14 protein-coding genes are annotated in these 15762 nt (G+C 42.2%); 5 read left to right on the forward strand and 9 right to left on the reverse strand.

Annotated elements, in window-relative coordinates:
• Positions 1-30 precede the first annotated feature (30 nt).
• Genes P4S61_RS06695 through cysQ form a run of 3 tightly spaced genes read left to right on the forward strand, consistent with a single transcriptional unit; the run spans position 31 to position 3171 of the window.
• Entirely contained in the window at positions 31-1755 is a 1725-nt protein-coding gene (locus tag P4S61_RS06695; protein ID WP_337117995.1) for an SLC13 family permease, read from the forward strand.
• A gap of 30 nt (positions 1756-1785) precedes the next feature.
• On the forward strand, positions 1786-2385 hold the full coding sequence (gene cysC, locus P4S61_RS06700; RefSeq protein WP_145238262.1) for an adenylyl-sulfate kinase: 600 nt from the start codon (positions 1786-1788) through the stop codon (positions 2383-2385).
• Positions 2386-2388: 3 nt separating this feature from the next.
• Entirely contained in the window at positions 2389-3171 is a 783-nt protein-coding gene (gene cysQ / locus P4S61_RS06705) for a 3'(2'),5'-bisphosphate nucleotidase CysQ (RefSeq protein ID WP_337117996.1), read from the forward strand.
• Positions 3172-3934: 763 nt separating this feature from the next.
• Here cysQ and secF read toward each other — a convergent pair.
• From secF to queA, 5 genes are all read right to left on the reverse strand, one after another.
• Complete coding sequence (secF, locus tag P4S61_RS06710) at positions 3935-4882, reverse strand: protein translocase subunit SecF (protein ID WP_145238256.1); 948 nt, start codon at positions 4880-4882, stop codon at positions 3935-3937.
• A gap of 9 nt (positions 4883-4891) precedes the next feature.
• Positions 4892-6751, reverse strand: a complete 1860-nt coding sequence (gene secD / locus P4S61_RS06715; RefSeq protein ID WP_337117997.1) for a protein translocase subunit SecD — start codon at positions 6749-6751, stop codon at positions 4892-4894.
• 19 nt (positions 6752-6770) lie between these two features.
• On the reverse strand, positions 6771-7109 hold the full coding sequence (gene yajC, locus P4S61_RS06720) for a preprotein translocase subunit YajC (RefSeq protein WP_182732013.1): 339 nt from the start codon (positions 7107-7109) through the stop codon (positions 6771-6773).
• A 25-nt stretch (positions 7110-7134) separates the two neighbouring features.
• Positions 7135-8262 (reverse strand): tRNA guanosine(34) transglycosylase Tgt, encoded by a 1128-nt coding sequence (gene tgt, locus P4S61_RS06725; protein WP_145238250.1) that lies wholly within the window; start codon positions 8260-8262, stop codon positions 7135-7137.
• 174 nt (positions 8263-8436) lie between these two features.
• Positions 8437-9468 carry a tRNA preQ1(34) S-adenosylmethionine ribosyltransferase-isomerase QueA gene (gene queA / locus P4S61_RS06730; protein WP_145238247.1) on the reverse strand — a complete coding sequence of 344 codons (1032 nt, stop codon included), beginning with the start codon at positions 9466-9468 and terminating at the stop codon, positions 8437-8439.
• A gap of 168 nt (positions 9469-9636) precedes the next feature.
• On the opposite strand from queA, the gene P4S61_RS06735 reads away from it, so the two are divergent.
• Entirely contained in the window at positions 9637-12162 is a 2526-nt protein-coding gene (locus P4S61_RS06735) for an EAL domain-containing protein (protein ID WP_337117998.1), read from the forward strand.
• 203 nt (positions 12163-12365) lie between these two features.
• Positions 12366-12590 (forward strand): hypothetical protein, encoded by a 225-nt coding sequence (locus P4S61_RS06740; RefSeq protein ID WP_145238241.1) that lies wholly within the window; start codon positions 12366-12368, stop codon positions 12588-12590.
• A gap of 63 nt (positions 12591-12653) precedes the next feature.
• On the opposite strand, the gene P4S61_RS06745 is transcribed toward P4S61_RS06740, so the two are convergent.
• From P4S61_RS06745 to P4S61_RS06760, 4 genes are all read right to left on the reverse strand, one after another.
• Positions 12654-13565, reverse strand: coding sequence for a hypothetical protein (locus P4S61_RS06745; RefSeq protein WP_337117999.1), 912 nt, complete (start codon positions 13563-13565; stop codon positions 12654-12656).
• Between the two features lie 11 nt (positions 13566-13576).
• Positions 13577-14167: a hypothetical protein gene (locus P4S61_RS06750; protein ID WP_337118000.1), complete on the reverse strand. Its 591-nt coding sequence runs from the start codon at positions 14165-14167 to the stop codon at positions 13577-13579.
• Positions 14160-14702, reverse strand: a complete 543-nt coding sequence (locus P4S61_RS06755) for an RNA polymerase sigma factor (RefSeq protein WP_182719203.1) — start codon at positions 14700-14702, stop codon at positions 14160-14162. Before P4S61_RS06755 ends, P4S61_RS06750 begins: the two co-directional genes overlap by 8 nt.
• Before the next feature lie 111 nt (positions 14703-14813).
• Entirely contained in the window at positions 14814-15734 is a 921-nt protein-coding gene (locus tag P4S61_RS06760) for a hydrogen peroxide-inducible genes activator (RefSeq protein ID WP_149980528.1), read from the reverse strand.
• Between the last annotated feature and the right edge of the window lie 28 nt (positions 15735-15762).

Here is a 15762-nt window from a genome sequence, read left to right on the forward strand (position 1 = left end):
CCAACTTTGCCTGTTAAGGACATATAAAGCATGTATCAACAGCTAGTATTAACAGGCATTATGCTAACTTTAGTCGGGTGCCTGTTTGGCACGCGGCTAAAGCCAGCATGGCTTTTTGTTGGCGCCATTGGCACCGCATATCTAGGCGGGTTAATCGACCTTGAAGATATGCTGATCAACTACGCCAATCCATCACTGATCACCTTAGTGTTATTAGTACTGGTTTCGATTGCGGTTGAAAAAACTACACTCGTACAAAAGCTTGCCCAGTCATTATCAAAAGGAAGTTTAACCAGCTCAGTCACTAAGCTCGGACTTTCTACAGCGTTTTTATCCTCATTTACCAATAATACAGCGGTTGTCGCATCGCTCATTACTGCCATAAAAGACAATCCAAACCATTCACCTTCAAAGCTACTATTACCGCTGTCGTATACTGCTATTTTAGGTGGCACAATTACCTTAATTGGTACTTCAACAAATTTAATCGTCAATGGTTTTGCCGTTGATGCAGGCATGGCACCGCTAGGCTTTTTCGACTTTACCATAGTCGGGTTAGGCGCATTAAGTGTGGGCCTGATCACTATTTTAGTGATGCTAAAATATTTGCCAGACAACGGCAAAAACGATCAAGAAGTGGTGCCTTTTTATCTCGAAGGTAAAATAGAAGAAGGCTCAAAACTAATTGGTAAAAGCGTAGAAGAAAATGGCCTGCGCGAACTTAAAGACTTATTCCTAGCAGAAATTATTCGCGGCGATAAACGCATTTGTGCAGTGACCCCGCAACAACTGATTAAAGCGGGCGATGTATTGCTGTTTGTCGGTGACATCAAATCAGTGCCATTGCTAACACGCTTTGACGGGCTAAAAATAGTTCACGATAAACATCAAAAAGATGTTGAGCACCTCGTTGAAGTTGTTGTCAGCCAATCATCTAAATTTATAGGAAAAACAGTTAAAGAAGCGCGTTTTCGTGAACAGTTTCATGCCGCTGTTATCGCTATTCGTCGCGGCCATGACCGCTTGCAAGGTGGCCTTGGTAAAGTGCAGCTGCAAGCGGGAGACTCACTGATCCTCGCACCAGGTAAAGACTTTTATAGTCTGCCTAATTTAAAACGCGAATTTGTGTATATTTCCGGGCTTGATTTACAAACTCACTTAGCGCCCAAGCAATCTAACTTAGTATTAGCGAGCTTTGCAACGGTACTTGGGCTGAGCATTATTGGCTATGTACCACTGGTAAAAGGCTTATTAGTATTGCTGATTGGCTTAATGCTCACGGGAACGATAAAGCTGAGTGAAGTAAAACGCCGTTTTCCTATTGAGTTACTCGCTGTAGTTGGTAGCGCCATTGGCCTTGCAAAACTGATGATAGGCACCGGCCTAGCTGGACAAATATCTGCAGCATTGTTTTATGTACTCGGTGATTTTGGCCCCTATGGTGCGTTTATCGCGATTTTTGTAATGACAGTAATGTTCACCGAACTTATCACCAATAACGCCGCAGCGGCACTATCATTCCCTGTCGCTTATGCATTAGCAATGGGCTTTAATGTTGACCCGCTGCCGTTTATTATGGCGGTCGCCTTTGGTGCATCTGCAAGCTTTATATCACCATTTGGTTATCAAACTAACCTGATGGTTTATAGCGCCGGCAATTATCGTTTAAAAGACTATGTATTAATGGGCTTACCGCTTTCTATTATTTATTCAATAACGGTATTAACCCTGATCCCGCTGGTATTTCCATTTTAAGCCAGCGCTTACTCATAAGAGAGTTTTATAATGGATGAGAACATTGTTTGGCATAACTATGCCATTACTAAAGCACAACGTAGCGAACACAAAAGCCATAAACCGGCTATTTTATGGTTCACTGGTTTTTCCGGCTCAGGTAAAAGCACCGTAGCAAACGCCCTTGAAAGCGCACTCAATCAACAAGGTATTCACACCTACCTGCTTGATGGCGACAATGTACGCCACGGCTTGTGTAAAGATTTAGGCTTTAGCGACGAAGACCGTATCGAAAATATTCGCCGCGTTGGTGAAACCGCTAAACTAATGGTCGATGCTGGATTATTGGTACTCACCGCATTTATTTCCCCATTTCGCGCTGAACGCGATATGGTAAGAAACTTAGTCGATGACGGTGAATTTATCGAAGTGTTTTTAGACACACCTCTGGACGTATGCGAGAGCCGCGATCCAAAAGGCTTATACAAAAAAGCCCGCGCAGGTGAAATAAAACACTTCACAGGTATAGATTCAGACTACCAAATACCCCATTCACCGGAAATAATTTTAGATACCAGTAAAAACACCCTAGACCAATCGGTGCAAGAGCTGATAGCGTATCTAAAACAACAGCAAATTATTAAAGGTTAAGTCATGAACCAAACGGAACTGCTCGAAGAAATACTGATCCTTGCCCGCCAAGCTGGCAGCGCTATTATGGGGATTTACGAAAAGGATTTTAACGTTGAGTACAAAGCTGATGAAAGCCCTGTAACCGACGCCGATCTTGCAGCTCACAAAGTGATTGCCAATGGCCTAGCCCACTTAACCCCAGAGATCCCAGTATTAAGTGAAGAAAGTGCCGATATCAGCTGGGATATCCGTCAAACGTGGACCCGCTATTGGCTGGTTGACCCAATCGACGGCACTAAAGAGTTTATTAAAAAGAACGGTGAGTTTACCGTTAACATCGCCTTGATTGAAAACGGCAAGCCTATCTTAGCGGTAGTAGATGCGCCTGCGCTAGGCGTGTCTTATCTGGCAGCAGAGGCAATCGGCGCATTTAAGGACCGCGGTGATGAGCGCATTGAGCTTAAAGTCACCACCAAAGCAAACAAAGGCCTAATTCGCGTAGTCGGCAGCCGCTCGCATCCATCACCGGATTTAGCCGAGTTTATAAAACGCTTTGACGAGGTGGAAATGGTCTCAAAAGGCAGTTCACTAAAACTGTGCTTAGTCGCCGAAGGCAGCGCCGATATTTACCCACGCCTAGGCCCAACCTGCGAATGGGACACCGGCGCAGGTCACGCTATAGCCGAAATCGCCGGCGCAAAAGTCACTAAGCTTGATGGCAGCCCGCTTGTTTATAACACCAAAGATGAATACTTAAATCCGTATTTTATTGTAAGTGCGATAGAAGAAGAAACCAAGCTATAAGCTGTAAGTTTTAAGTGGTAAGTTTAAGGCCGACTCTTCACTCGTAGGAGTTGGCTTCAGCCACGAAAAATCCTGCTCTGCATTCTATTTGAAAAAACAATTTCACCACAGAGAACACCGAGTCGCTTCTCTACACAGAGGCTGAATCATAAGCTGTAGAGCTTTAAGCGGTAAGTTTAAGCCCAACTCTTCACTCGTAGGAGTTGGCTTCAGCCACGAAAAATCCTGCTCTGCATTCTATTTGAAAAATAAATTTCACCACAGAGAACACAGAGGCGCTTCGCGCTACACAGAGGGCTTTAGCGATAAGTTTAAGCCCGACTCTTCACTCGTAGGAGTTGGCTTCAGCCACGAAAAATCCTGCTCTGCATTCTATTTGAAAAAACAATTTCACCACAGAGAACACCGAGGCGCTAGGCTACACAAAGAAGTGAAAGGCATTAGGTTAAAGACTGAGACTAGCTCCACCTGAAATCTAACCCTCAATACAACTTACTAGGCATAAAGTCGCGCCTACGCATATTAAAACACCGATGCCAACCCGTAGGCTAGAGTTTACCTCGCGCAATTTTATGCTCACGAGCGCACAGAGGCGCTTCGCTACACACAAAAGTGAAATGCAAGAGATTGAAGGCTGGAGACTAGCTCTACCTGAAATCTGACACCTATAATCTGATCCCTAATACAGCTTGCGCGGCATCAATACCTAAAAGCAAAAAACCGCTCAATGAGCGGTTTTTTAAACGTAAAATTAGAATCATACCTATGGCATAGCGTCTAAATCTGCGCCTTCTTTTTCGATAACTTCTGGTATTAAGTCTTCTTTACTTACGCCCATTGCAAGCGCAACGGCACTAGCAACATAAATCGAAGAGTAAGTACCAATAAACACACCAAATAACAGCGCTGTAGCAAAACCATGAATAGTTTGACCACCCCAAGCAAACAAGGCGATTAATACTAAAATAGTGGTAATTGAAGTTACTAGAGTACGGTTAAGTGTTTGCGTTAATGAAATATCAATTATCTCAACAGTATCGTCGATACGCACTTTGCGGAAGTTCTCACGAATACGGTCAGATACAACGATAGTATCATTAAGAGAGTAACCTATTACCGCCAGTATTGCCGCCAATATGGTTAAGTCGAACTCTAACCCTAATACTGAAAACAAACCTAAAGTAATGATTACATCGTGTAAAAGTGCCGACACCGCGCCTACCGCAAAACGCCACTCAAAGCGAAATGCCACATAGATCAAGATACAAATAAGCGCAGTTAACATGGCAAGGCCACCCTGCTCTTTTAAGTCTTCACCTACACTTGGGCCAACAAACTCAATTCGACGCATTACTACGCTATCATCGGCTTTTTTAAGTGCATCAATTACTTGGTTACCAATTACTTCGGCTTTAACATCATCACCTCGCGGTGCTAAGCGAACCAATATCTCTTGGCTTGAACCAAATAATTGTACTGATGCATCTGCAAAACCATTTTCAGCTAACACTGAACGTACTTTCTTTAAGTCTGCTGGTTGTGCAAAACCGACTTCTACAGCAGTACCGCCCGTAAAATCTAAGCCAAAGTTTAAACCTTTAACGAAGAACGATGCGAACGATGCCAAAATAAGTAGCGTTGAGATGCTCATAGCAACTTTGCGCAGCGACATAAACCCTAAAGTTCTGCCGCCTAATTTTAAAATTTGCATATCTGCTCCTTAAATTGACAGCTTATCAATGCGCTTACCACCAATACATAAGTTGATTACCGCACGGGTACCAACAATGGCTGTAAACATTGAGGTGATAATACCTATCGCAAGTGTCACTGCGAAACCAGCAATTGGGCCTGTACCCACTGCGAACAAGATAATCGCAGCAATTAAGGTGGTAATATTGGCATCAAAAATTGTACTAAAAGCACTATCATAACCATGATGAACAGCCTGTTGCGGACTACGTCCATCGGCCAGCTCTTCGCGAATACGCTCAAATATTAGTACGTTGGCATCAACTGCCATACCTACCGTTAGTACGATACCAGCAATACCTGGCAGTGTTAGTGCAGCGCCTGGGATCAACGACATAACACCCACAATCAATACTAAGTTAGCTGCTAAGGCAATATTAGCGACTAAGCCAAAACCTTTGTAATAAACTAACATAAAGATCAGTACAAACAAGAAACCTAAAGCAACCGCTGTCATACCTGCTTCGATATTTTCTTGACCTAAGCTTGGCCCTACCGTGCGCTCTTCAACAATTTGAATTGGCGCAACAAGTGCTCCAGCACGTAGTAATAAACTTAAGTTATGTGCTTCTGCAGGGTTATCAATGCCGGTGATGCGAAACGAACGATCAAGACGCGCTTGTATAGTTGCAACGTTGATCACTTCTTCCACCTTAATTGGTGGTAGCGCTTTACCGTTTTCGTCTGTTTTACCAGAAGGCTTATACTCTATAAATACCGTCGCCATACGCTTGCCAATAGCACGCTTAGTGAAAGCATTCATTTTCGCGCCGCCTTTGCTATCAAGGCTAATACTTACTTGCGGACGTTGGTATTCATCGGCACCCGATTGCGCACCAGTAATGTGACTACCTTCGAGAATAATGCGTTTTTTAAGTACCACTGGGTAGCCATCACGGCTCATGATCATTTCAGTACCAGGCGGAATACGCCCTTGCGCTGCTGCCGTTGGATCGGCATTTTCGTCTACTTCACGAAACTCAAGGGTTGCTGTAGCACCCAAAATCTCTTTCGCACGCGCAGTATCTTGAACACCTGGTAGCTGCACAATAATACGCTCTGCACCTTGACGTTGTACGTTAGGCTCAGCAACACCGATTTGGTTAATACGGTTACGGATAATGGTTTCGTTTTGCTTGATAGCATAGTCACGAATTTCTTTGAGTTTTTGCTCGCTGATGGTGGCATAAAACGCGTTATCGTTAGAGCTATCATCAATGTAGTTGTGTAATGGGTAGCGTGACTGTAAAAAACGCTCTGCCGCATCTTTATCTTCTGCGCTGCGCATCTCCACACGAATACGTTCAGTACCAGCTACACGACGTACCGTGCGATAGCGTAGTTTTTCTTCACGTAAATCACTTTTATAGTCTTGATCCATTTGTTCCAGCGCGTTATCAACCGCTGTCACCATGTCAATTTCCATCGTAAAGTGAACACCGCCACTTAAATCCAAGCCCAATTTCATTGGATTGCCGCCAAGGGCTTTTAACCAATGAGGTTGCGCCAGGGCCATGTTAATGGCTGAGATGTAATCGTCGCTCAATGAATCACGCAATAAATCTTGCGCTTTAAGCTGCTCTTCAACATTTTTAAAGCGGATCAACACTTGACCGTTTTCGAACTTAACTGATTTTACGGTAACATTGTGCTCTTTGAGGGTCGCATTTACTTTGTCTACTACAGCTAGATCTGCATCAGTTCCTTTAGTACCTGAAATTTGTATGGCCGGATCACGACCATACAAATTAGGAGAGGCATATAAAAGACCTACCGCAATCACAGCTAGAACAAGTAAATACTTCCATAATGGAAACTTGTTTAACACGTGGGCGTCCTTATTATTATTATAGCGACTTCATTGTGCCTTTAGGCAATACTGCTGACACTGCTGATTTTTGTACAGTTACTTCAGCTTGATCGTTAAGTGAAATAACAATGAAATCTTTATCGTCAGAGATTTTAGCGATTTTACCCACTAAACCACCTTGAGTAAGAACTTCATCGCCTTTTGCCATCGCATTCATCAGCGCTTTATGTTCTTTTACACGCTTAGCTTGTGGACGGTAAATCAAGAAGTAAAATACTAAGCCAAAGATAGCTAGCATGATCAACATCTCATAACCACCACCGGCTGGCGCTGCACCTGCCGCACTTGCGTGGGCGTTTGAAATAAATAAACTCATAACACTTCCTCTTTAATTTTTAAATTTAATTTGTGGTATCTGCAAGCTCTGGCACTTCTTGGCCGCGGCGTGCATAAAAATCATTTACGAATTCATCTAACTTACCGTCACCGATCGCATTACGTAAACCTTCCATAACGCGCTGATAGTAACGTAAGTTATGAATTGTGTTTAGTCGTGCACCTAAAATTTCGTTACATTTATCAAGATGATGTAGGTACGCGCGCGAGTAATTCTTACAAGTATGGCAATCACACTCAGGATCAAGTGGGCCGGTATCTGTTTTGTGCACAGCATTACGAATTTTCACAATGCCACCGGTTATAAATAAATGACCATTACGCGCATTACGAGTTGGCATTACACAGTCAAACATATCGATACCGCGACGAACGGCTTCAACTAAGTCTTCAGGTTTACCTACACCCATAAGGTAACGGGGTTTGTTCTCTGGCATTTTATAAGCACAGTGATCAAGAATGTTAATCATCTCATTTTTTGGCTCACCGACCGATAAACCACCGAGTGCGTAGCCATCAAAACCAATTTCTTCAAGACCTTGTTGTGACTGAGCACGCAACTCCGGATACATACCACCTTGGATAATACCAAATAAAGCTGATGGATTGTCACCGTGACCTTCTTTTGAACGCTTAGCCCAACGAAGTGATAACTCCATTGAATCTTTAGCTTCTTTTTCGGTGGCAGGATAAGGCGTACATTCGTCAAAAATCATTACGATGTCTGAACCTAAATCACGCTGCACTTGCATGGCTTTTTCTGGTGAAAGCATAATTTTTTCACCGTTAACAGGCGAGCTAAACAATACACCTTCTTCGGTAATTTTACGCATTGCGCCTAAGCTAAACACTTGAAAACCGCCTGAGTCGGTTAAAATCGGTTTATCCCAATTCATAAAACCATGTAATCCACCATGCTGCTTGATGATTTCAGTACCAGGGCGAAGCATTAAATGGAAGGTGTTACCTAGGCAAATATGCGCACCAGTGTCTTTGACTTCATCTGGGGTCATACCTTTGACAGTACCGTAAGTACCTACTGGCATAAATGCTGGCGTTTCGACTACGCCTCTATCAAAAATCAAGCGGCCGCGGCGGGCTTTACCGTCTGTACGGTCTAATTCAAACTTCATATCATCCTCAAATGTCAGAAAAACAGTCCAACAAGCTATAATTTAACCGCTCGATTCTACCCTTTTTGTAAAACCATTACTATTAATTGGGCTCAAAGCTGAAATTAAAAGTGCAAAAATCAAAACTAAAAAGCCCAACGCAAGGCTGGGCTTTAAGTGCTTTTATAGAAAAAACTATTTACGGGTTAAAAACATCGCATCGCCGTAGCTAAAAAAGCGGTATTTTTGTGCAATTGCAGTTTGGTATGCACTCATAATATTATCTTGCCCAGCAAATGCACTAACCAACATGATCAATGTCGATTCTGACAAGTGAAAATTAGTGACCATGGCATCAACTACGTTAAATTGATAACCTGGGTAAATAAAAATATCGGTGTCACCAAAGTAACTGGCTAATTGGCCGCCATGTATCTTAGCTGCTGATTCCAATGAACGTACCGAAGTTGTGCCTACCGCAATCACTCTGCCGCCGTTAGCTTTGGTTGCAGCGACTGCTGCAACAACATCATCAGGCACTTCAATGTATTCGGAGTGCATTATATGATCATCAACCGAGTCTACGCGTACCGGCTGAAATGTGCCCGCGCCAACATGCAGAGTAACAAATGCCATGTTTACGCCCTTAGCTTTTATTGCTGCCATGAGCGTATCGTCAAAATGTAGGCCAGCAGTTGGCGCTGCAACCGCGCCAGGTTTTTCACCGTAGACTGTTTGATAGCGTTTGCGGTCTTCGTCAGTATCTGGACGGTCAATATAAGGTGGCAGTGGCATATGGCCAATATCGTTTAAAATTTCCAGTACATTTTGACTATCGCTAAACTCTAGTTCAAACAATTCGCCATGACGACCCACCATAGTCGCCTGCGCTTTACCTTCGAGAATAAGTTCTGTACCTGGTTTTGGTGATTTACTTGCTCGTACATGAGCCAGCACGCGGTGCTCATCAAGCACTCGCTCCACTAAGACTTCAACTTTGCCACCTGACGCTTTTTGGCCATACATACGAGCAGGGATCACTTTGGTATTGTTAAATACCAACAAGTCATTTTCATTTACTAAATCAATAATATCGCTAAATATTTTATGTTCTACAGCGCCACTTGGGCCATCTAAGGTTAATAAGCGACTGCTGGTTCGATCCTGTTTAGGAAAACGAGCAATTAATTCATCAGGTAAGTCAAAGCTAAAATCAGCCACACGCATAGGATATATCCAGATCAAAAAAGTCGCGCCAAGTTTAACTGCATCGCGCTATTAGCTCAACCAACGGCTTTAATTAAAATACAATGGAATGTTCTCTTGTGGTTCGAGACAAATGGCATTATTCTACTCAACTTAATTAGTTCTAGGTTTATAAGAGGTGTGACATAAATGGCTAAGCAGCTAACTTTGCTGATCTTAAACGCCAGTGTCGCTGAGCGTCAGGCTGTTAAGTCAACCTTAAATCGGCTCAATGTATTTACTTTCCTTGAAGTAGCCGATAGCCAGCAAGCCCTCGAAATTCTTAAATCTCAAGCGGTCGATGTCATTATTACCGGTCTTAATGTTGGTAAAATAGATGGTTGGCGATTTTCTCGGATGATCCGTTCAGGGTTATTAAAAACCCCAAAAAATACACCAATTGTACTAACTCCGCCTATCTATTGTGAGCGAATAGCCGAAACGACAGCACGCAGTTATGGCATAGATGCAGTATTGCCATTTGAACGCCAAGATATGCTGCCACAGGTACTGGCAAATGTGTTATCAACGCATTTAGAAAAAAGTAGTCGTTTAGACTTGTTGCTGCTCGAAACCGACAGTGACAAAGCAGCTGAAATAGCGCAACAATTACAGCTAAACTTTGCCTGCACCCATGTTTCTAGTAATAAACAAGCATTATCAATCTATTTGCAGCAAAAGTTTGCCATTGTGTTACTTGATGCAACCGCAGCACACGCAGGAGCTGCCAGTCAATTAGTTGAAGAGATTTTACAACACAACCCAAAACAAGCCATTGTAACCATTATAGACACGAAAGATGCCGATCATGCTGAACAACTATTGCTTTCAGGGGTTACTGATTTTATTCGTGCACCGTATGAACAAACCTTGTTAAGTAAAGTATGCGACCATGCTGCGCGCCGTGAAGATTTTATGGTCAGTTATGCAGAGTTTGCACAAAAAGTAGAACAACTAAGTCAAAGTCAAAGCCGCTATAAGGAGCTATTTTCAGCCCATCAGCGGATACTATTACATCTTAATACTGTGGTGCTTGAATTTGATGAACAAGGCCGCATTCGTTTTATCAACCCTGCGTGGGAAGCACTCAGTGGGTTTGGCATAAAACAAACCTTGAGCAAAGCACTCTCTGACTTTTGTATCAATGATTGCAAAGATAAACTACTGCAAACAATTAGCAGTATTTTGCATGGCGGTGCCTTGCAACAGCAGGTTGAAGTGCAAATTATTCATAAAGATGGTCAAGCTATTTGGGTTGAGTGCCGCTTACAACTAATCAAAAACAGCAGTAATGCTGCCACGATCACCGCCACAATAGATAATATTCATGAGCGCAAACAAGCTGAATTACAGCTGCGCCATTTAGCGCTACATGACACCTTAACCGGCTTACATAACCGCTATTATTTTGATCAACAACTCAATCGAATTTGCCAGCCGCAACGCACTAATGGCGACATAGAACACGCTTTAATTTATATTGACCTCGATCATTTTAAAATAATTAATGACAGTAAAGGCCATCAACAAGGCGATATAGTTCTTAAAGAAGTTGCGCACCTATTTAACGCCAATATCAGTGATGAACACTTAGTGTGTCGCATTGGTGGTGATGAATTTGCGGTGATCTTAAATAATATGAATCTGCTTGATGCACACTTGATAGCAGAAAGTATTTGCATGGCTATTGAAGGTCATCAGTTTAAATCTGAAGAACAAGTTTATTCAATTAGCTGCTCAATTGGCTTAACGCAAATAACAGCAGCGAACCATGATCCGAGTGAATGCTTAAAACAAGCTGATATTGCCTTGTACGTTGCTAAAAGCTTAGGCCGTAATTTGGTTCATTGTTACTCTAAAGAAGATGCCAGCCATAACACCTTGCAAGCTGGATTAGAGTGGGGACACAGCATTCGCCAAGCATTGCAACAAAACCAAATTGAATTACATTACCAGCCGATTTGGGACTTTAAACATGGTGGTGTCGCTTATTTTGAAGCACTGTTACGCTTAAAACTAGACGGTGAACTGGTTTATCCAAACCAATTTATTCCGTCACTTGAATTATTGAACGACACTTACTTAATGGATCAATGTGTGATCAGCAATGCAATTTCTGCCATTGCCGCTAACCCTGAGCTAAATCAAGTTGCAATAAACCTATCTGCGCAATCGTTTTTAGATGAACGCCTATTACCGCATATCGAATCGACCCTTGAAAAGTGCGATATCAGCCCTACCCGGGTTATTTTTGAGATCACCGAGTCCGCCAGTATCAATAATTTAACTGCCACTCGTGCGATGATCGAAAAGCTCAATCGCTTGGGCTGTCATTTCTCAATTGATGACTTTGGCACTGGCTTTAGCACCTTTAATTATCTTAAGCAACTGCCAGCTCAACACGTAAAAATAGACGGTTCGTTTGTTCGCGATATGCTTAATGATCCAATCGACTTGGCGTTAGTTAAAGCAATAAACGATATTAGTCGCTCGCTCAATAAGCGTTCAGTTGCTGAATATGTTGAAAATGAAGAGATCTTTTTAGCACTAAAAGAAATAGGTGTTGATTATGGCCAAGGCTACTTTATTTCACGCCCAGTGTCCGTAGAAAAAATCAAACATCAGTTACAAAAAATTTATCAAAACAAAACTTTTTACGAACAACCACCTAGCTAAAATAGCGAACTTTTCATACAAATCTACGCATTTTTTTACTTCCATCTTGTGATAACTCATCTATACTTTGCTCATCGGGCGATAAATGTCTTGTGATTATGATGATAATCGAAATTTCACATGACATCGTTAAATCATAGCAACATGCCACTCACAAACTAACATGTTGTTATTAGTATCATTGTCAATTTATGGAGTGAATTATGATGCAATTAATAGTGTTACTATTAGCGGTAAACTTAGGGATAACTTACCAATGCTATCGATATGCCAGTATCAAAGGTTACCCGGTTGTAACTTTTACCTGCTTAGGTTTGATCCCCTACTTTAACTTAGTGGTGTGGGTTTATTTGTTATTTTTACCAGATATTACGCCATTCAATAAACAGTTTGAATATGAAGGGCATAACGAAAAGCAGCCTTTGTAACACGGCTGCTTGTTGGTCAGGGATAAGTTATTAATTGAGCTCAGTTAATATCAGCTCGGCTAATTAAAATTGGTAGCTAATAGCTTTTTTAGTCAGTTCGCTGGCTTTGATATCGCCAGCGACACACTTTTTAATATCTGATTTATTAAATACTTTTATTAAACTCGTATTTTTATCGCCGAGCCCTTTAAGAACAAAACTCACATGCTCGTCGTTTGGCAAACTACGTAAACCACTACCGTAATCACATAACGTAAGACTGATACTTGTGCTTACTTGCTCCAGTAACTGTTGTTGCTCTGCGGCTTGTTGTTGCTCACGCTCTGCATGCTTTGCATTGATATTTTGGCGTAGCTGTTGCTGCTGTTTAGTGAGTGTAGTTTGTTGTTTTTCCAGCTTCGCGATATCTTTTTCTAACGCTTTTTTGCGTTGTTCAAGCTGTTTCTCTTCGGCGCTATTATCATGGCGGCTGGCAAACTCTAAATCGCGCTTTTCACGCTCTAAATCCCGCAACTTTCGGCCCACATCACGCTCTTGCTCTGCAATTTCGCGCACTTGTTCTGCGCCTTCACGCATTAGTTCCATCGCTTGTTGATAAGCTTCTCGTGATGATTCAACAACATCTTCGGTAATAAACTCTACTTGATCACTGATAATTTCAATATCCATATTAGCAAAATCAATTTCAGGCAGCGGTGGTAACGGCGCATTAGGTGCGTTACTAAAAATAGTCTGCCAGCGGCTAGAGCCTCTTACGTCCAGCTCAAATACCACTCCCTGCTTAACAAAATAGTTGGCTTGAATCGCACGGATCCTTTTATTGGTATCTTGCTTTAACGCGCTGCTTAAAATGTTTTCCATTATTGCTACTTCACGCTGTATTGATGCCAACTCCGCTGGTTCTTGCGCAGATACATTAGCACTTAAACACCCAAGTATGGCCATTATGGCGCTGCTGATAAGTTTTTTATTCATGCTCTATACTCCTAATTTTTCGCAATCGCGGCTGTAGGCTGCTCTTGTACTTGTTCGGCTAAATCATTTAATTGCATCCGTAGGTACGCTTGATCTTGAGCTCGCTGGGTTTTGATGTAAGTGATTAAACTGGCAATATCTTCTTGGCGTTCAACTCGTCCTGTTGCAATGGCCTCTTTTGCTAATTGATACATCTGCTGTTGCTGCAATTGATTTTGCGCAGTAATAATTTTTTGCATTTGGTCAATTTGCTTTTGTTGAGACTGCAATAAATGTGTTTGTTTCGTTACTTGTGTAAGTAACCCCTGCGCATCTGATTGCGGTAAAACTAAAAAGATTAACGAACAAACCAATACTGATGCTGCAACAGCCCACGCTCCAGCGACGCTAAACAGACGCACAGCAGAGAACTGCGATATTGTTGATTGGCGATCCCAGATTGGTACAGGTACAGCCTTATAGTCACGGCTATGCTGTTGCCATACTTGCGCTTGGCTCATCAACGCTGCATATTCGGGAGTATTTTCGAGCTGCTGCAATTGTTTATCGCTCAAAACTTTACCATCTAACCATTGCTCAAAAAGCGACTCTAAACTAGCCATCTACGGCCTCCAAATGAACTTTTAATTTTCCTAATGCACTGTATAACCGCGACTTAGCAGTATTAGTTGAAATATCTAATTGCTCAGCAATCTCTTCAAAGGTGCAATGCTGGAAAAATTTCAACTCCACCACTAAACGCTGCTCCCACGGTAACTTATTCAACATACTTTTTAATTGCTGATGCTGGGCCTGAGCTACACTATTGCCTTCTAATTCACTGTGTTCACAGGCCTGTTCTGGCACATCATCTAAGCTCTGATAATGCTTGCGACGGCGGTAGTATTCAACGCTACGCCGATGCACAATTTGAAATACCCAAGTATTAAAACTCGACTCACCACGAAAGTTCGGCAGACTTTTATACACCGAAATAAACACCTCTTGCATTAAGTCCATGGCATCATCTGGGTTACTTAGCATCCGCAAACAATAGTTATAAACTTGGCTTTCATGCTGCTTAACCAGCTTAAGCCAGGCGCGCTTATTTCCTTGTTGTGCTTTGGCGATTAATGTTTCTATTGATTGAAAAAACACGATTCTCGATGCTTAGTTATTTTACTTATGAGGTTAGTCGATAGAGTGAAGCAGATAGTTTGGAAAAGATAAAAATAAATGAAAATAAATAAAAAAGCTCACCTAAATGAGCTATTCATCTGCCATTAAACGACATTGCTGCTTTAAAAAGCTTTCTAGCATTTGGCTAAATAAACGAAAATCTCGAATACGACCAGTTGTTTTGCGCCATAAAATGCCAATATCGCGGTATGCGTCACTTTGTGAGGGAGTGGCAAGCATGTTTTTGTTCGCTAAAATACCCGCGTTAATCGCCATTTGCGGTAAGAAAGTCACACCGAACTGGTGCTCAACCATGCTAAGTAAGGTGTGTAAGCTCGCCGCTTCAAACGGATTGATACAGCTTGAACGATTTAAATGACAAGCACTTAATGCGTGCCCTGTCATACAATGTTCTCGCTCTAATAAGAACACGCTGGCTTCCGGTAACAAGTTAAAATCTTCTATATTCTTAGCAGGTAAATAGTCTTTATGATGTACTAAGCAAAAGTGATCTTGCGCGAGTACTTGAGTATGAAATTTATCAGTATCGTAAGGTAGTGCCAACAGCGCCATATCGATATGGCCATGCTCGAGTTTATCTAACAAGCTATCACTGGTGTCTTCAACCAGTACCAACTCTAAATCAGCAAACTGTTGCTGACAAAGGTGATATAGAGGTGCCGCAATAAAACTAGCAATCGTTGGAATAACTCCGAGGGTGAGCGTACCGCTTAGCGGTGTTAAATGGCTTTTAGTCAGCTCTCTAACACTTAGCGTATCGTCAATAATTTTGCGTGCCCGCTCTACCACTTCTTCGCCGATGGCTGTGAACATCAAACTACGATTTTCACGCTCTATGAGTTGGCAACCGAGTGTTTCTTCAAGGGTTTGAATTGCACTGCTGAGTGTTGATTGACCAATAAAACACGCACTTGCGGCGCGGCCAAAATGTTGATGCTGATGAACTGCCAATAAATACTGCAGCTGTTTAATACTTGGTAAGTTCGTCATACTTTTTGTACCCACAAATAAAAAGACC

The organism is Pseudoalteromonas sp. B160 (assembly GCF_037162485.1).
Classification (GTDB): Bacteria; Pseudomonadota; Gammaproteobacteria; order Enterobacterales; family Alteromonadaceae; genus Pseudoalteromonas; species Pseudoalteromonas rhizosphaerae.

Coding starts and splice junctions, on each gene's coding strand:
- P4S61_RS06695 (WP_337117995.1), top strand. CDS start 31: ATGTATCAACAGCTAGTATTAACAGGCATTATGCTAACTTTAGTCGGG.
- cysC (WP_145238262.1), top strand. CDS start 1,786: ATGGATGAGAACATTGTTTGGCATAACTATGCCATTACTAAAGCACAA.
- cysQ (WP_337117996.1), top strand. CDS start 2,389: ATGAACCAAACGGAACTGCTCGAAGAAATACTGATCCTTGCCCGCCAA.
- secF (WP_145238256.1), bottom strand. CDS start 4,882: ATGCAAATTTTAAAATTAGGCGGCAGAACTTTAGGGTTTATGTCGCTG.
- yajC (WP_182732013.1), bottom strand. CDS start 7,109: ATGAGTTTATTTATTTCAAACGCCCACGCAAGTGCGGCAGGTGCAGCG.
- tgt (WP_145238250.1), bottom strand. CDS start 8,262: ATGAAGTTTGAATTAGACCGTACAGACGGTAAAGCCCGCCGCGGCCGC.
- queA (WP_145238247.1), bottom strand. CDS start 9,468: ATGCGTGTGGCTGATTTTAGCTTTGACTTACCTGATGAATTAATTGCT.
- P4S61_RS06735 (WP_337117998.1), top strand. CDS start 9,637: ATGGCTAAGCAGCTAACTTTGCTGATCTTAAACGCCAGTGTCGCTGAG.
- P4S61_RS06740 (WP_145238241.1), top strand. CDS start 12,366: ATGATGCAATTAATAGTGTTACTATTAGCGGTAAACTTAGGGATAACT.
- P4S61_RS06745 (WP_337117999.1), bottom strand. CDS start 13,565: ATGAATAAAAAACTTATCAGCAGCGCCATAATGGCCATACTTGGGTGT.
- P4S61_RS06750 (WP_337118000.1), bottom strand. CDS start 14,167: ATGGCTAGTTTAGAGTCGCTTTTTGAGCAATGGTTAGATGGTAAAGTT.
- P4S61_RS06760 (WP_149980528.1), bottom strand. CDS start 15,734: ATGACGAACTTACCAAGTATTAAACAGCTGCAGTATTTATTGGCAGTT.